This window comes from Pedobacter sp. GSP4 (assembly GCF_051857575.1).
Lineage (GTDB): Bacteria > Bacteroidota > Bacteroidia > Sphingobacteriales > Sphingobacteriaceae > Pedobacter.
In genome coordinates, this window is record NZ_JBPZIR010000006.1 from 14,851 (window position 1) to 34,961 (window position 20,111).

Annotated in this window: 1 protein-coding gene; it reads left to right on the plus strand. The window is 47.0% G+C overall.

The annotated features are described in order from the left end of the window. The coding region (locus tag ACS5PU_RS16140; protein ID WP_439460190.1) for a Calx-beta domain-containing protein at positions 1-20,084 on the plus strand (20,084 nt) is incomplete at its 5' end. Positions 20,085-20,111 lie beyond the last annotated feature (27 nt).

Below are 20,111 nucleotides of genomic sequence, written 5' to 3' on the forward strand. Positions count from 1 at the left end.
CATTAACAAGCGATTACACCTTTACCGCAGGTACGGTAACCTTCCCGGCAGGATCAACTGTTGGCGATACGCAGACCTTTACCGTTGGTATTGTAGATGATTCGAGGGCAGAAGGTCCGGAAAATTATACGGCTACCATCAGTTCTCCGACCGGCGTAGCCACTTTGGGCAATGCCAGTGTAGCAACTACCATTAACGACAACGACGCGGTTACTCTGGTATTGAGCGGCCCAGCAACCATCAATGAAAATGCTGGAACAGCTACTTATACCGTAACTTTGACCGGTACCGCTGGAACCACGATCCAGAGTGCAGTTAGTGCGACTACCGGCGTAACCCCGGGTACGGCTTCCTTAACGAGCGATTATACCTTTACCGCAGGTACGGTAACCTTCGCTGCTGGTTCAGCTGTTGGTGCAACGCAGACCTTTACCGTTGGTATTGTAGACGATACCCGTGCAGAAGGTCCGGAAAATTATACGGCAACCATCAGCGCTCCGACCGGCGTAGCCACTTTGGGCAATGCCAGTGTAGCGACTACCATTAACGATAACGACGCGGTTACTCTGGTATTGAGCGGCCCAGCGACCATCAACGAAAATGCTGGAACAGCAACGTATACCGTAACTTTGACCGGTACCGCTGGAACCACGATCCAGAATGCAGTTAGTGCGACTACCGGCGTAACCCCGGGTACGGCTTCCTTAACGAGCGATTATACCTTTACCGCAGGTACGGTAACCTTCCCGGCAGGATCAACTGTTGGCGATACGCAGACCTTTACCGTTGGTATTGTTGACGATACGAGGGCAGAAGGTCCGGAAACTTATACGGCTACCATCAGCGCTCCGACCGGCGTAGCCACTTTGGGCAATGCCAGTGTAGCGACTACCATTAACGATAACGATGCGGTTACTCTGGTATTGAGCGGCCCAGCGACCATCAACGAAAATGCTGGAACAGCAACGTATACCGTAACCCTTACAGGTACAGCTGGAACCACGATCCAGAGTGCGGTTAGTGCGACTACCGGCGTAACCCCGGGCACGGCTTCATTAACGAGCGATTATACCTTTACCGCAGGTACGGTAACCTTCCCGGCAGGATCAACTGTTGGCGATACGCAGACCTTTACCGTTGGTATTGTAGATGATACAAGGGCAGAAGGTCCGGAAAATTATACGGCAACCATCAGTGCTCCGACCGGCGTAGCCACTTTGGGCAATGCCAGTGTAGCAACTACCATTAACGATAACGATGCGGTTACTCTGGTATTGAGCGGCCCAGCGACCATCAACGAAAACGCAGGAACAGCAACGTATACCGTAACCCTTACAGGTACCGCTGGAACCACGATCCAGAGTGCGGTTAGTGCAACTACCGGCGTAACCCCGGGTACGGCTTCATTAACAAGCGATTACACCTTTACCGCAGGTACGGTAACCTTCCCGGCAGGATCAACTGTTGGCGATACGCAGACCTTTACCGTTGGTATTGTAGATGATTCGAGGGCAGAAGGTCCGGAAACTTATACAGCTACCATCAGCGCTCCAACCGGCGTAGCCACTTTGGGCAATGCCAGTGTAGCGACTACCATTAACGATAACGACGCGGTTACTCTGGTATTGAGCGGCCCTGCGACCATTAACGAAAACGCAGGAACAGCAACGTATACCGTAACCCTTACAGGTACAGCCGGAACCACGATCCAGAATGCAGTTAGTGCGACTACCGGTGTAACCCCGGGTACGGCTTCATTAACAAGCGATTATACCTTTACCGCAGGTACGGTAACTTTCCCTGCTGGTTCGGCTGTTGGTGCAACGCAAACTTTCACCGTCGGTATTGTAGATGATACGAGGGCAGAAGGTCCGGAAAATTATACGGCAACCATCAGTGCTCCGACCGGCGTAGCCACTTTGGGCAATGCCAGTGTAGCGACTACCATTAACGATAACGACGCGGTTACTCTGGTATTGAGCGGCCCAGCAACCATCAACGAAAATGCTGGAACAGCTACTTATACCGTAACTTTGACCGGTACCGCTGGAACCACGATCCAGAGTGCGGTTAGTGCGACCACCGGCGTAACCCCGGGTACGGCATCATTAACAAGCGATTATACCTTTACCGCAGGTACGGTAACCTTCCCGGCAGGATCAACTGTTGGCGATACACAGACCTTTACCGTTGGTATTGTTGACGATACCCGTGCAGAAGGTCCGGAAACTTATACAGCTACGATCAGTTCTCCGACCGGCGTAGCCACTTTGGGCAATGCCAGTGTAGCGACTACCATTAACGATAACGACGCGGTTACTCTGGTATTGAGCGGCCCAGCGACCATCAACGAAAACGCAGGAACAGCTACTTATACCGTAACCCTTACAGGTACCGCTGGAACTACGATCCAGAATGCCGTTGGTGCGACCACCGGCGTAACACCGGGTACGGCATCATTAACAAGCGATTATACCTTTACCGCAGGTACGGTAACCTTCCCGGCAGGATCAACTGTTGGCGATACGCAGACCTTTACCGTTGGTATTGTAGATGATACGAGGGCAGAAGGTCCGGAAACTTATACAGCTACCATCAGCGCTCCGACCGGCGTAGCCACTTTGGGCAATGCCAGTGTAGCAACTACCATTAACGATAACGACGCGGTTACTCTGGTACTGTCAGGCCCTGCGACCATCAACGAAAACGCAGGAACAGCTACCTATACGGTAACTTTGACCGGTACCGCTGGAACCACGATCCAGAGTGCAGTTAGTGCGACTACCGGCGTAACCCCGGGTACGGCTTCATTAACAAGCGATTATACCTTTACCGCAGGTACGGTAACCTTCCCGGCAGGATCAACTGTTGGCGATACGCAGACTTTCACCGTTGGTATTGTTGACGATACGAGGGCAGAAGGTCCGGAAACTTATACGGCAACCATCAGTGCTCCGACCGGCGTAGCCACTTTGGGCAATGCCAGTGTAGCGACTACCATTAACGATAACGACGCGGTTACTCTGGTATTGAGCGGCCCAGCGACCATCAACGAAAATGCTGGAACAGCTACCTATACCGTAACCCTTACAGGTACCGCTGGAACCACGATCCAGAGTGCGGTTAGTGCGACCACCGGCGTAACCCCGGGTACGGCTTCATTAACAAGCGATTACACCTTTACCGTAGGTACGGTAACTTTCGCTGCTGGTTCGGCTGTGGGTGCAACGCAAACTTTTACCGTAGCAATTGTAAATGATGCTGTGTCCGAAAGTCCAGAGACTTATACGGCAACCATCAGCGCTCCGACCGGCGTAGCCACTTTGGGCAATGCCAGTGTAGCGACTACCATCAACGATGACGATAATTCATCAGTTGCTATCAACAATATCTCGGTTGCAGAAAATGTTTCTGGTGGCGTAGCTACATTCACCGTAACGCTAACCGGAAATGTTCAGAATGCATTTACAGTTAATTACGCTACAGCCAACAATACCGCAGTACAGCCTGGTGATTACACCGCAACAAGTGGAACCTTAACTTTCCCAGCTGGATCGGTGAGCGGTGCTACCCAAACTTTCACCGTTCCAATTATCAACGATAATATTGCAGAGGGGAACGAAACTTTCACTGCAACACTTTCGGGCATTACCGGACCAACAACTATTGCAACCGCAACCGGAACAGCCACTATTACCGATGATGATGTGGCTACTGTGAGCATTGCGGCAACACCAACAAGTTATGATGAAGCAGCTGGTACAGCCACATTCACCGTAACTTTAAGCAATGCCATCCAAAATTCATTCACAGTTAATTATGCTACTGCAAATGGCACTGCTATTGCAGGATCAGATTATACCGCTAAAAACGGAACCTTAACCTTTGCAGCAGGTTCTGCGGCAGGTGCTATTCAAACGTTTACGGTATCTATTATAAATGATAACACCGTAGAACCAAGTGAAACTTTTTCTGCGGTATTGAGTGGAGTAACAGGAGGCTTGGTTACCATTGGTACAGGAACAGCCACGGCAACCATTACCGATAACGATACTTCGGTGGCAACTATTACTGCCGGAACGCCAGGTAATGAAAATGGACCTGTTAACGGAACATTCACTGTTAACTTAAGTAACCCTTCTTCAACTGATACAGAGATTACCTATACTTTAGGTGGAACTGCAACTGAAGGCAGCGATTACACGGCCATTGCAACCAAAACCATAGTTATTCCGGCTGGTCAAACTACCGGAACCATAACCATTCCGGTAAAAACCGATTTAATTGTAGAAGGAACCGAAACAGTTATTGCAAACCTTGTTTCTTCTAACAGTGCGTTGGTAACCATCACTACCGCACCGGTAGATAAAACGGCAACCATAAATATCCTCGATAACAATACGGCTACGGTTAGCATTTCAGCAACACCAACCAGCGTAGATGAGGCCAATGGAACTGCTACATTTACCGTAACGTTAAGCACGGCAGTTCAAAGTGCATTTGATGTAAATTATGCTACAACAAATGGAACTGCAGTTGCCGGGTTGGATTATACCGCAACCAGCGGAACCTTAAACTTCCCTGCAAATTCTGCGGCAGGAGCAACCTTAACCTTTACCGTTCCGATCAATAATGATAACATTCTTGAACCGAGCGAAACCTTTAATGGTACATTAACCAGTGTAACAGGTGGCTTGGTAACCATCGGCACTGGTAGTGCAACGGTAACCATTACCGATAACGATTCATCTGTAGCAACCATTGCTGCAGGGGTAAATGGTAACGAAACCGGTCCGGTTAAAGGAACTTTCGTGGTAACGTTGAGTAATCCGGCTTCTACCGATACCCAACTTACCTATACTTTGGGTGGTACAGCAACCGAAGGAAGCGATTATACCGCTATTGTAACCAAAACCATCACCATTCCGGCAGGTCAAACTACCGGAACCATTACTATTGATGTTTTACAGGATGCCATTACCGAGAGCATCGAAACCGTAATCGCTACTTTAGCTACATCAAACAATGCGGTAACGGTAAATACCACTCCGGCCAGTATCAATATTATTGATGCCAACACTTCGAGTGTAAGTATTTCTACCACACCTACAATTAATGAAACAGCAGGTACGGCAACTTTTACGGTAACCTTAAATAATGCTGTTCAAAATGCCTTCAGTGTAAATTATAGCACAGCTGATGGAACCGCTACTGCAGGTTTAGATTATACGGCCACTAGCGGAACATTAAACTTTCCGGCCAATTCGCCAGCAGGTACAGCCTTAACTTTTACCGTTCCGATCAATAACGATAATATTGCCGAAGCTAACGAAACCTTTACGGCTACCTTAAGTGGTATTACAGGTGGACTAGTGGTAATCAGCAATGCTACGGCTACGGCAACCATTGTAGATAATGATGCGGCAACAGTAACTATCGCAGCTGGAGTTGCTGGTAGCGAAAACGGTCCGGTAAACGGAACATTCACTGTTACCTTAAGTAATCCATCTTCAACAGATACACAGATTACCTATACATTAGGCGGAACAGCTACTGAAGGTAGTGATTACGATACCATTTTAACCAAAACCATTACCATCCCAGCTGGTCAAACTACCGGAACAATCACCATCCCGGTTAAAACAGATGGAATTGTAGAAGGAACGGAAACCGTTATTGCTACATTGGTTGCTACCAATAGTGCAGTGGTATCAGTAACACCAACTCCTGCCAACAAAACAGCAAGCATTAACATTACCGATAACACCACGGCAACTGTAACTGTGGCTGCAACAACAAATGGTGCAGAACCAAATACACAAGGCTTGTTCACTTTCACCCTAAGTAACGCTGCCACAACTGATACGCAGATTACTTATACAGTTGGCGGAACAGCAACCAGCGGAACTGATTATACGGCTATTGGTACAACAATAACCATCCCAGCCGGACAAACCAGCGTAACGCTTCCGGTTATTGTACAGGATGATACTTTTGCTGAGCCTACAGAAACTGTGATTTTAACCATGGTAGCGGCAACAAGCAATTCAGCCATCACGGCAAGTACAGCTCCGGCAACCGTAAACATTGCCGATAACGATAATGCCACAGTAGCGGTAAACAGCATTACTGTAGTAGAAAATGCAGGTAACGCAACCTTTACCGTAACCTTAACCGGTAACGTTCAGAATGCATTTACCGTAAATTATTCAACTGCAAACGGTACGGCGCTTTCTGGTTCAGATTATGCAGCAACTACAGGTAGCGTAACTTTCCCTGCAGGTTCTGTGAGCGGTGCAACACAAACGTTTAACATTCCGCTTATTAATGATAACATTGCCGAACTGGCCGAAACATTTAATGTTACATTAAACAGTGTAAGTGCAGGATCGGTGGTAACCATCCCGGCAGCGGGTGCAACAGGTACAGCAACCATCACCGACGATGATGCTGCGAGTGTGGCCATTAACAGTGTTTCTGCTTTAGAGAATGCTGGCAACATGACCTTCACCGTAACTTTGACCGGAAATATTCAGGATGCAGTTTCTATTAATTATACCACTGCTGATAATACTGCAATTGCAGGGGCCGATTATACCGCTAAAACAGGTGTAGTTACTTTCCCTGCCGGATCAGTATCAGGTGCAACACAAACCATTCTGATTCCGATAACGGATGATAACCTGACCGAAAACCCTGAAAGCTTTAAAGTAACCTTAAGCGGCGCTACAGCTCCGGTTTCCATTACCCAGGCCGAAGGAATTGGTACCATTAACGACAATGATCCTGCAACAGTGAGCATTTCTGCTACACCAACCAGTATCAACGAAGCAGCCGGAACAGCTACATTTACAGTTACCTTAAGCAATGCTGTACAGGCAGGCTTTAGTGTAGATTATGCTACTTCAAACGGAACAGCTACTGCTGTCAGCGACTATACCGCTACAAACGGAACATTAAATTTCCCTGCTGGATCGCTGGCAGGGGCAACCCTAACCTTTACTGTTCCGATTACGAACGATAATGTGGTTGAACCAAGCGAAACTTTTAATGCAACTATCAGTAACGTAACTGGGAATTTAGTAACCATTGCAACCAGTACCGCTACGGTAACCATTACCGATAACGATACGTCGGTAGCCACCATAACCCCTGGAACTCCAGGAAACGAAAACGGACCGGTTAATGGAACATTTACCGTTACTTTAAGTAATCCATCTGCTACCGATACGCAGCTAACCTACACATTGGGCGGCACAGCAACCGAAGGAAGTGATTACTCAACCATCGTTACCAAAACCATTACCATACCTGCAGGTCAAACTACAGCAACCATTACCATTCCGGTATTAACCGATGCTATAGTAGAAGGTACAGAAACAGTTATTGCAACTTTAAGTACCACAAACAACCCTGCGGTAACGGTTAGCAATACACCTGCAAGCATTAACATTAGCGATAATACTACGGCTACCGTAACAGTTGCCGGCACTGCCGATGGTGCTGAACCAACTGTACCTGGTCAATTTACCTTTACCTTAAGCAATGTATCTACAACCGATACCCAAATTACTTATGCGGTAAGTGGTACGGCAACAAGTGGAACTGATTATACCTCGATTGGTACAACGGTTACCATCCCAGCCGGACAAACCACTGCAACAGTAGCTGTACCGGTATTGAATGATAATATTGCAGAAGGTACAGAAACGGTTATTTTAACCATGACTGCAGCTACAAGTAATCCATCGATTACAGCAAGTACAACACCTGCAAGTATCAACATTACCGATAACGATACCGCTGTGGCAACCATTACAGCTGGTACACCTGGAAATGAAAATGGTCCGGTAAATGGAACCTTTACGGTAACGCTAAGCAATCCAGCTTCGCAGCCTACCACTATTACCTATACTTTAGCGGGTACGGCAACCGAAGGAAGCGATTACTCAACCATCGTTACCAAAACCATTACCATCCCAGCAGGTCAAACCATGGGCACCATTACCATTCCGGTATTAAGCGATGCGATAGTGGAGGGCCCAGAAACCGTAATTGCTACATTGGCTACTTCTGGCAATCCATTGGTAACTGTAAGCAATACACCTGCAACCATCAATATCTTGGATAACAATGCTGCAACGGTGAGCATTTCTGCAACACCAACCAGCATTAACGAAGCCGATGGAACAGCAACTTTCACCGTAACCTTAAGTGCAGCCGTTCAGAATGCATTTACGGTTGATTACGCCACAACTAACGGTACAGCAACTGCTGGAGTAGGATTGGATTACACCGCAACAAACGGAACGTTAACCTTCCCTGCAGGATCTGCAGCTGGTGCAACCCTTACCTTTACTGTTCCGGTAAACAACGATAACCTGGTTGAGCCAAGTGAAACGTTTAATGGCACAATTAGCAACGCCACAGGTGGATTGGTAACCATTGCTACAAGCTCGGCCACCGTAACCATTGTGGATAACGATACTGCTGTTGCAACCATCACACCGGGTATAAACGGAAACGAAACTGGTCCTGTGAATGGAACTTTTACGGTAACCTTAAGTAATCCATCTTCTACCGATACACAGCTTACCTATACTTTGGGTGGCACAGCTACCGAAGGAAGTGATTACTCGACCATCGTAACCAAAACCATTACCATCCCAGCGGGTCAAACCACCGGAACCATAACCATTCCGGTATTAACCGATGCCATTACCGAAAGCATCGAAACGGTTATTGCTACGTTGGGTACATCAAGTAACCCATCAATAACGGTAAGCAATACGCCTGCAAGCATCAACATCCTTGATGCAAATACCGCTAGTGTAAGTATTTCTACCACACCAACGGTTAATGAAGCAGATGGAACGGCAACCTTCACGGTAACTCTAAATAACGCTGTTCAAAATGCATTTAGCGTAAATTACAGTACTGCCAACGGAACTGCAACTGCAGGAGCTGATTATACGGCAACATCGGGAACATTAAACTTCCCTGCAAATGCTGCAGCCGGTTCTACCTTAACATTTACGGTTCCGATTAATGACGATAACATTGCCGAGCCATCAGAAACTTTCACTGCAACATTAAGCGGTGTTACCGGTGGGGTAGTAATCATCAGCAATGCTACAGCAACTGCTACTATTATTGATAACGATGCTTCGGTAGCTACCATTACCGCAGGCACACCAGGTAACGAAAATGGACCGGTTAACGGAACATTTACCGTAACGTTAAGTAAACCATCATCAACGGATACGCAGCTTACCTATACTTTAGGTGGTACCGCAACCGAGGGTAGTGATTACACAGCGATTGTAACTAAAACGATCACTATTCCGGCTGGTCAAACTACCGGAACAATCACCATTCCGGTATTAACCGATAATATTGTTGAAGGCACAGAAACAGTTATTGCTACTTTAACTACCTCTGGTAATCCATTGGTAACGGTAAGCAATACGCCTGCAAACATCAACATTACCGATAATACAACTGCAACCGTAACGGTAGCAGCAACAACTAATGGGGCAGAGCCAACTACACCAGGCTTGTTTACTTTTACACTGAGCAATGTAGCTACAACCGATACACAGATTACCTACAGTGTTGCCGGAACTGCTACAAGTGGATTGGATTATACATCGATCGGTACAACGGTAACCATCCCGGCCGGACAAACCACTGCAACAGTAAGTGTACCGGTATTGAACGATAACATTGCTGAAGGCACAGAAACGGTTGTTTTAACCATGACTGCCGCAACTAGCAATCCTGCCATTACCGCAAGTACTACACCTGCTACAGTTAACATTACCGATAACGATACTTCGGTAGCAACCATTACGGCCGGAACACCAGGTAACGAAAATGGACCGGTAAATGGTACATTCACCGTAACGTTAAGTAATCCATCATCGCAGCCAACTACCTTAACCTACACGTTAACTGGTACCGCAACTGAAGGAAGTGATTACAGCACAATCGTAACGAAAACCATAACCATTCCAGCCGGACAAACTACTGGTACCATCATTATTCCGGTATTAATAGATAATGTAGTAGAGGGAACAGAAACAGTAACCGCTACCTTAACCAATTCCGGAAATCCATTGGTTGGCATCAGCAGCACACCAGCTACCATCAATATTGACGATAATACCACCGCAACAGTAACTGTAGCCGCTACCACCAATGGGACAGAGCCTGCAACACCTGGCCTGTTTACCTTTACGTTAAGCAGCCCGGCTACAACGGCTACGCAGATTACCTACACTGTATCTGGAACTGCTACAAGTGGAAGCGATTATACTTCAATTGGTACAACGGTAACTATCCCAGCCGGACAAACTACGGCCACGGTAAGCGTACCGGTAATTGACGATAATATTGCTGAAGGCACAGAAACGGTAATCTTAACCATGACTGCTGCAACAAGCAATCCTTCAATTACAGCAAACACAACGCCAGCTACGGTTAACATAACCGATAACGATACATCAGTGGCAACCATTACGGCTGGCACACCAGGAAACGAAAATGGTCCTGTAAACGGAACATTTACTGTAACCTTAAGTAATCCATCGGCTCAGCCTACTACCATTACTTATACAGTAGGTGGTACAGCAACCGAAGGAAGCGATTACTCAACTATCGTTACCAAAACAATTACCATACCTGCTGGTCAAACCACAGGAACCATCACCATTCCGGTATTAGCCGATAACCTGGTAGAAGGTACCGAAACGGTTATTGCCACTTTAACTACTTCTGGTAATCCATTGGTAACGGTAAGCAATACACCTGCAAGTATTAACATCACCGATAATACAACAGCAACAGTAACCGTAGCGGCAACGGCAAATGGGGCAGAACCTGCCACACCGGGCCAGTTTACATTTACCTTGAGTAATGTTGCTACAACTGATACCCAAATTACCTATGCCGTTACTGGCACAGCAACCAGCGGTACAGATTTTACAGCCATTGGTACTACGGTAACTATCCCTGCCGGACAAACTACAGTAACAGTAAGTGTACCGGTATTGAACGATAATATTGTTGAAGGAACCGAAACGGTTATTTTAACCATGGCTGCTGCAACAAGCAACACGGCCATTACCGCAAATACTACGCCTGCAACAGTTAATATTACCGATAACGATACCGCTATTGCAACCATTACCCCTGGAACAACAGGAAACGAAAATGGTCCGGTAAATGGAACCTTTACGGTAACCTTAAGTAATCCATCGGCAACCGATACACAGATTACCTATACCGTAGGCGGAACCGCAACCGAAGGAAGCGATTACACCCCGATTGTTAAAACCATTACCATCCCTGCGGGTCAAACCACAGGAACCATTACCATTCCGGTATTGGCCGATGCTGTAGTGGAAGGAACAGAAACGGTGATCATTACTTTGGCCAGCTCGAACAACCCGTTAATTAATGTAAACAATACACCTGCAAGCATTAATATTCTGGATAACAGTACCGCTACAGTAAGTATTTCTACTCCGCCAACAATAAACGAGGCCGATGGAACCGCTACATTTACGGTTACTTTAAATGCAGCAGTACAGAATTCATTCAGTGTTGATTACAAAACAACAGATGGAACCGCTACCGCTGGCCTAGATTATACAGCAGCAACAGGTACATTAACCTTCCCTGCAAATTCTCCAGCAGGAGCAACCTTAACTTTCACCGTTCCAATTAACGATGATAACATTGTTGAAGCAGCCGAAAACTTTAGCGCTACTTTAAGTAATGTAATAGGTGGACTGGTTACCATTGCAACACCAACAGCTACTGTTACCATAAACGATAACGATACCGCTGTGGCCAGCATTGCACCAGGTACAAACGGTAACGAAACGGGTCCGGTTAATGGAACATTTGTGGTTACCCTAAGTAATCCAGCTTCAACCGATACACAGTTAACCTATACTTTGGGTGGTACTGCAACCGAAGGAAGTGATTACTCAACCATTGTTACCAAAACCATCACTATTCCTGCAGGTCAAACTACAGGAACCATTACCATACCTGTACTGGCCGATGCAGTAGCAGAAAGTATTGAAACAGTTATTGCTACATTGGGTACTTCAAACAACCCGGCAATTACGGTAAATACTGCACCTGCAAGCATTAACATTCTTGATGCCAATACGGCCAACGTAAGTATCTCAATCAATGCGGCAAGCGTAAGCGAAGCAATTGGTACAGTTACCTTATCTGTTACCCTGAACATTGCGGTGCAGAATAGCTTTACTGTCGATTATGCAACTGCAAACGGTACAGCCTTGTCAGGTTTAGATTATACCGCAACCAGCGGAACCTTAACGTTCCCTGCAAATTCGCCTGCTGGTACCGTACTTAACGTGGTTATTCCGATTATAGATGATCACCTGATCGAAAGCTCAGAATCGTTTACTGTTGGTTTAAGTAACGTAGTAGGTGCAGATGTAGCCATCGGCGCCAGTCCTGCAACGGTAACCATTGCCGATAACGATAGTGCGGTGGCAACCATTACAGCAGGTACCAACGCCAACGAAAACGGCCAGGTAAATGGTGTGTTCAACGTTACCTTAACCAATCCTTCGGCAACGCCAACTACATTAACCTTTACCTTAACCGGAACAGCTACCGAAAGTGCCGACTACAGTGCAGTTACCAAAACAATCATCATCCCTGCTGGTGCAACCACAGGAACCATTACAATTCCGGTACTTGCGGATGTATTGGCAGAAGGTACCGAAACCGTAATTGCCACCTTAACGGCATCGAGTAATCCGGTAATAACTGTTAACAATACGCCGGCAACAATCAATATCATTGATAAAGATGTGGCAACGGTAAGTATTTCGACCACTCCGGTAATTAACGAAAACGCGGGTACAGCTACCTTCAGTGTTACTTTAGACCATGCTGTACAAAATAGCTTCAGTGTTGATTACAGCACCGCAAATGGTACGGCTATAGCAGGTCTTGATTATACCGCTACAAATGGTACTTTAACATTCCCTGCAAACTCAGCAGCAGGCACAGTGTTAACCTTTACCGTTCCGGTTAACGATGACAATCTGGTAGAACCTGCCGAAACATTCAGTGCAGCACTGAGCAATGTTACAGGTGGGGTAGTTACCATCGGAACATCGCCTGCTACAGTAACCATTACCGATAACGATACATCAGTGGCCAGTATTACTGCAGGTACTAATGGAAATGAAAACGGACCGGTTAGTGGAACTTATACCGTAACCTTGAGCAATCCATCATCAACCGATACGCAGATTACCTTTACCGTTGGTGGAACAGCAACTGAAGGCAGCGATTATACTACCATTACCAAAACCATCACCATCCCGGCAGGTCAAACTTCGGGCACCATTACCATTCCGGTAGTAAGTGATAATATTGTTGAAGGAAATGAAACAGTGGTGGTTACCTTAACCAATACCAATAATCCTTTGGTAACGGTAAACAATACGCCTGCAACCATCAATATCCTGGATAACAACTCCGTAACTGCAAGCGTTTCGGTTATTCAAACCAATGTAAATGAAGCTGCAGGAACAGCAACCTTTACCGTAACCCTAAGCGGATCGGTACAAGATGCTTTCAGTGTAGATTATACCACTTCAAATGGAACAGCTACTGCAGGTTTAGATTACGTGGCAACCAGTGGAACCTTAACTTTCCCTGCAGGTTCCGCAGCAGGTGCCAGTTTAACCTTTACCGTTCCGATTATCGACGATAACATTGTAGAGCCAAATGAAACTTTCAATGGTATGATCAGTAACGTAACCGGTGGGTTGGTAACCATAGGAAATGGAACCGCTACCGTAACCATTACCGATAACGATTCGTCGGTAGCAACTATTGCGGCTGCTACAAATGGAAGTGAAAACGGACCAGTAAACGGAACATTTACCGTTACGTTGAGCAATCCTGCCTCAACCGATACACAGTTAACCTATACTTTAACCGGAACAGCAACCGAGGGAAGCGATTACAGCACAATTGTAACCAAAACCATCACTATTCCAGCTGGCCAAACTACAGCAACCATCACCATTCCGGTGTTAACTGATGTAATTGTTGAAGGAACGGAAACTGTTATTGCCACCCTAACAGCCTCAGCTAATCCTTTGGTAAGCGTGGGCAATACACCGGCAACGATTAATATTGCCGATAATACCGAAGCAATTGTAACTGTTGCAGCAACAGCTGATGGGGCAGAGCCTTCAACCCCTGGACAGTTTACCTTTACTTTAAGCCATGTGTCTACAACCGATACGCAGATTGCCTACACCGTAAGCGGAACAGCAACCAGCGGAACCGATTACACTGCAATTGGTAATACTGTTACCATACCTGCTGGCCAAACTAAGGCTACGGTTAGTGTACCGGTATTAAACGATAACATTGTTGAAGGAACTGAAACGGTTATTTTAACCATGAATGCCACTACAAATAATGGCGCTATTGTGGCAAGTACTACACCTGCAACAGTAAACATTACCGATAGTGGTTCATCTATCGCATCGATAACTGCGGGTACAAACGGTAACGAGAACGGTCCGGTTAACGGAACATTCACCGTTACTTTAAACAACCCTTCAGCAACCGATACGCAGATTACTTATACTTTAAGCGGAACAGCTACCGAAGGAACCGATTACAGCCCAATTGTAACCAAAACCATTACTATTCCAGCGGGCCAAACCTCTGCAACCATCACCATTCCGGTGTTAACAGATGCGGTAGTAGAAGGTACAGAAACAGTTGTGGCCACATTGGTGAGTGTGAGCAATCCATTAATCACCACCAGCAACGTTCCGGCAACCATTACCATTGCCGATAATAATGCTGCTACGGTAAGCATATCAACTGCGCCAACCATTAACGAATCGGCTGGAACAGCAACCTTTACAATAACCCTAAGCGCTGGCGTTCAAAATGCATTTACCGTGGCTTACACCACAAGCGATGGTACTGCAACAGCAGGCTTAGATTATACTGCAACCAGCGGAACTTTAACTTTCCCTGCAGGTGCTGCGGCTGGTGCAACCCTAACGTTCACCGTTCCGATTATCGATGATAACGTTGTAGAGGGCGACCATACCTTTAATGGTGTAATCAGCAATGTAACCGGTGGTTTGGTAACCATTGGTACAGGCACGGCCACTACCACCATTATCGATAACGACTCTTCAGTGGCTACGATTGCTGCCGGTGTAGATGGTAACGAAAACGGTCCTGCAAACGGAACATTTGTGGTAACCTTAAGTAAGCCATCAGCCAGCAATACGCAGATTACTTATACCTTAAGTGGAACAGCAACCGAGGGCAGCGACTACAGTGCAATTGTAACCAAAACAGTTACCATTCCTGCGGGTCAAACTACGGCTACCATTACCATTCCGGTATTAAGCGATGCCCTTCTAGAAGGTACTGAAACGGTAATTGCTACATTAACCAACTCTGGCAACCCAGCAGTAACAGTGAGCAATGTTCCGGCAACCATTAATATTGCCGATAACAACGATGCAACCATCAGTATTTCTACCGCACCAACAGTTAACGAATCGGCTGGAACAGCTACCTTTACCGTTACTTTAAATGCGGCGGTACAAAATGCATTCACTGTTGATTATGCTACAAGCAACGGAACGGCAACTGCAGGTTTAGATTATACAGCAACCACTGGAACCTTAACGTTCCCTGCAGGTTCTGCAGCAGGTGCTACCTTAACCTTTACCGTTCCAATTAACGATGATAACATTGTTGAAGCAAACGAAACATTCAATGCAACCATCAGCAACGTAACAGGAGCACCGGTAACCATTGCCACAAATACGGCAACCACTACCATTATCGATAACGATTCTGCTGTGGCTACCATTACTGCTGGTACAAATGGCAACGAAAGCGGACCTATCAATGGAACATTTACCGTAACATTGAGCAAGCCATCTGCTTCTGATACACAGATTACTTATACTTTAAGCGGAACAGCAACCGAGGGCAGCGACTACAGTGCGATTGTAACCAAAACAGTTACCATCCCTGCCGGTCAAACTATGGCTACCATTACCATTCCGGTATTGAGTGATGTACTTGTAGAAGGAACAGAAACCGTAATTGCTACCTTAGTTACTTCAGCTAACCCTGCAGTAACCATAAACAATGCTCCGGCTACCATTAATATTACTGATGGTACCACAGCAACTGTTACCGTAGCCGCCACGGCCGATTGTGCCGAACCAGCAACACCTGGTCAGTTTACCTTCACGCTAAGCAATGTATCTACAACTGATACTAAGATTACCTATGTGGTTACCGGTACAGCGACCAGCGGTACAGATTATACCTCAATTGGTACAACAGTAACCATTCCTGCTGGCCAAACCTCGGTAACCGTTGCAGTACCAGTACTTGATGACAACATCAACGAAGGAAACGAAACGGTAATATTAACGATGAATGCAGCAACAAATAATGCATTGATTACGGCAAGTACAACACCTGCTACAGTTAACATCAGAGATAACCGTGCACCAGTGGCAACTGCACCTGCGCTTAGTACTAACGAGGATACTCCGGCTAACGGGACCATTACCGCAAGCGATGCAGATGGCGATCCACTTACCTTCACGGTAACAACGCCTCCTGCACATGGAACAGTTGTGGTAAATCCTAACGGTACCTATACTTATACCCCTGCACCGAATTATAACGGTACCGATACCTTCACGGTAACGGTAAGCGATGGCAAAGGTGGTACAGTTACAGTAACCATTCCGGTAACGGTTAATCCGGTAAACGATGCGCCTGTTGCCACAGCACCAGCCATTGTTACCAATAAAAACACCCCGGTTAACGGAACCATTACCGCTAGCGATGTAGACGGCGATCCACTTACCTACGCGGTAACTACGCCTCCTGCACATGGAACGGTTGTGGTAAATGCCGACGGTACCTACACCTATACCCCAGCCAATAATTACAGCGGTACCGATGTATTCACGGTAACCGTAAGCGATGGCAAAGGCGGTACTACTACGGTAACCATTAACGTAACGGTTAACCCTACCAATGTTGCCCCAGTTGCAACTGCGCCGGCTATCACCACCAATGAGGATACCCCGGTTAACGGCACCATTACCGCTAGCGATGCAGACGGTGATCCGCTTACCTTCACGATAACTACGCCACCTGCACACGGAACGTTGGTAGTGAATGCCAATGGAACCTACACTTATACGCCAGCACCGAACTATAACGGTGCCGATACCTTCACGGTAACCGTAAGCGATGGTAAAGGTGGTACTACAACGGTTACAATCCCTGTTACGGTAACTCCGGTTAACGATGCACCAGTGGCAACTGCACCGGCCATTACCACAAACGAAGATACCCCGGTTAACGGAACCATTACCGCCAGCGATGTAGATGGCGATCCATTGACTTATGCCGTAACTACACCTCCTGCACATGGAACGGTTGTGGTAAATGCCGACGGTACCTATACTTATACCCCTGCACCAAACTATAACGGTACCGATACCTTTACGGTAACCGTAAGCGATGGCAAAGGCGGTACTACCACGGTAACCATTTCGGTAACAGTAAGCCCGGTAAATGATGCACCAGTTGCAACAGCACCAGCCATTGTTACCAATAAAAACACCCCGGTTAACGGAACCATTACCGCCAGCGATGTAGATGGCGATCCACTTACCTTTACGGTAACTACGCCTCCTGCACATGGAACGGTTGTGGTTAATGCCAACGGTACTTACACCTATACTCCAGCAAATAATTACAGTGGTACCGATGTATTCACGGTAACAGTAAGCGATGGCAAAGGCGGTACTACTACGGTAACCATTAACGTAACGGTTAACGCTACCAATGTTGCCCCAGTTGCAACTGCGCCGGCTATCACCACCAATGAGGATACCCCGGTTAACGGAAAAATTACGGCCAGCGATGCAGACGGCGATCCACTTACCTTCACGGTAACCACGCCACCGGCACACGGAACGGTTGTGGTAAATCCTGACGGTACCTACACTTACACGCCAGCACCGAACTATAACGGTGCCGATACCTTCACGGTAACGGTAAGCGATGGTAAAGGCGGTACTACAACGGTTACAATCCCTGTTACCGTAACTCCGGTTAACGATGCACCAGTAGCCTCTGCACCTGCAGTTAGCACTCCGCAGAATACCCCGGTTAACGGAGCAATTACCGCCAGCGATGTGGATGGCGATCCGCTTACCTTTACGGTAACTACGCCGCCAGCACATGGAACGGTTGTGGTGAATGCAAACGGTACCTATACCTATACACCGGCCGCAGGCTACTCGGGCAGCGATACCTTTACGGTAACGGTGAGCGATGGCAAAGGCGGTACGGTTACCGTTACCATCCCTGTAAACGTAACACTGGTAGCCGCACCGGCCATGAGCCTGACCAAAGTGGCCACCAATACGGTAAGCAAGGTTGGCGATGTGATCAACTACAACATTGTGGTAACCAATACGGGCAACGTAACCCTTACCAATATTGCTGTTGCCGATGCAGGCGCCGATGCAGGTTCTATCACGCCAGCGGGCATAGCAAGCCTATTGCCGGGCGCAAGCGTAACCGTTACCGCTAAGCATACGGTTACCTTAACAGAGGTGAACAACGGTTCGTTCAGCAACCAGGCATCTGCAACTGCACAGGCACCTGGCGGCGTTACAATCAGCAAACAGTCTGATGATCCGGGCACACCTGCTGTTGGCGATGCAACCGTTACGGTAATCGCCCCTGCATCTACCATTACCTTGGTTAAAACAGGTACGCTGAGTGCCGATGGCAACAGCATTACCTACAATTTCAGTGTGAAGAACACGGGTAACGTAACACTGCACATCATTACCCTGGTTGATGCCAAACTTGGTCTTAACAACAGGGTAATCCCTGGAACACTTGCCCCAGGAGCAAGCGTAACGGACAGCTACGTTTACCAGTTGACCCAGGCCGATAAAGATGCCGGCAGCGTAACCAACAGTGCAACCGTTACCGGTCAAACACCGTCGAATATTGCAGTAAGCGATGTTTCCGGTACAGCCGAGAACAACAATACGCCAACGGTAACCCTTATACCGAACAACGGATCGGTAGCCCTGGTTAAAACAGCCGTATTTAACGGCAATAAGGTAACCTACACGTTCACCATCAAAAATACGGGAGCGGTTACCCTAAATACCATTACCCTTACCGATGCCAAACTTGGCCTGAACAACAAGGTGGTTACCTTGGCCGGCGGACTGGCCCCAGGTGCAAGCACCACCGATGTTGAAGTGTACACACTTACACAGGCCGATAAGGATCTGGGTACGGTAACCAATACGGCAACGGTAAATGCCAAAACACTCGGCGGTGCAAGCGTAACAGATGTTTCCGGTACAGCCGAAACCAACAATACGCCAACGGTTACCACTTTCCCTAAATCGCCAAGAGCTATTGACGATAAAGGACAAACAGTAGCCAATGCGCCGATTGTGATCAACATTTTAGCAAATGACGACCCTGGTAACTCTACACTGGATAAGTTAACGGTAGAAATTGTGGGCCAGCCTAAACACGGTAAAGTGCTTGTAAACTCAGATGGTACAGTAACCTACACGCCTGATCCAGGTTATGTTGGCGACGATGAATTTACCTACCGCGTAAAAGATGCCTACGGATATTATACCAATGTGGCCGCCGTAACGTTAACATCAAACTTCACCGGAATTACAATCCCTAACCTGTTCACGCCGAACGGTGATGGCATCAATGATACCTTCGAGATCATCGGCCTTAACCAGTTCCAGGCTACCGAACTGCAGATTGTAAACCGTTGGGGCAACGAAGTGTTCCATGCCAAAGGCTACCAGAACAACTGGACGGGCGAGGGACTGAACGAAGGCACTTACTACTATCTGCTACGAGTTAAAAAAGCAAACAGTGATGAGTTCGAAGTGTACAAAGGTTACATTACACTGATCAGGGCGTTTAAAAAATAAGATAAGAGGCTTAGTACAGCCGGGTTT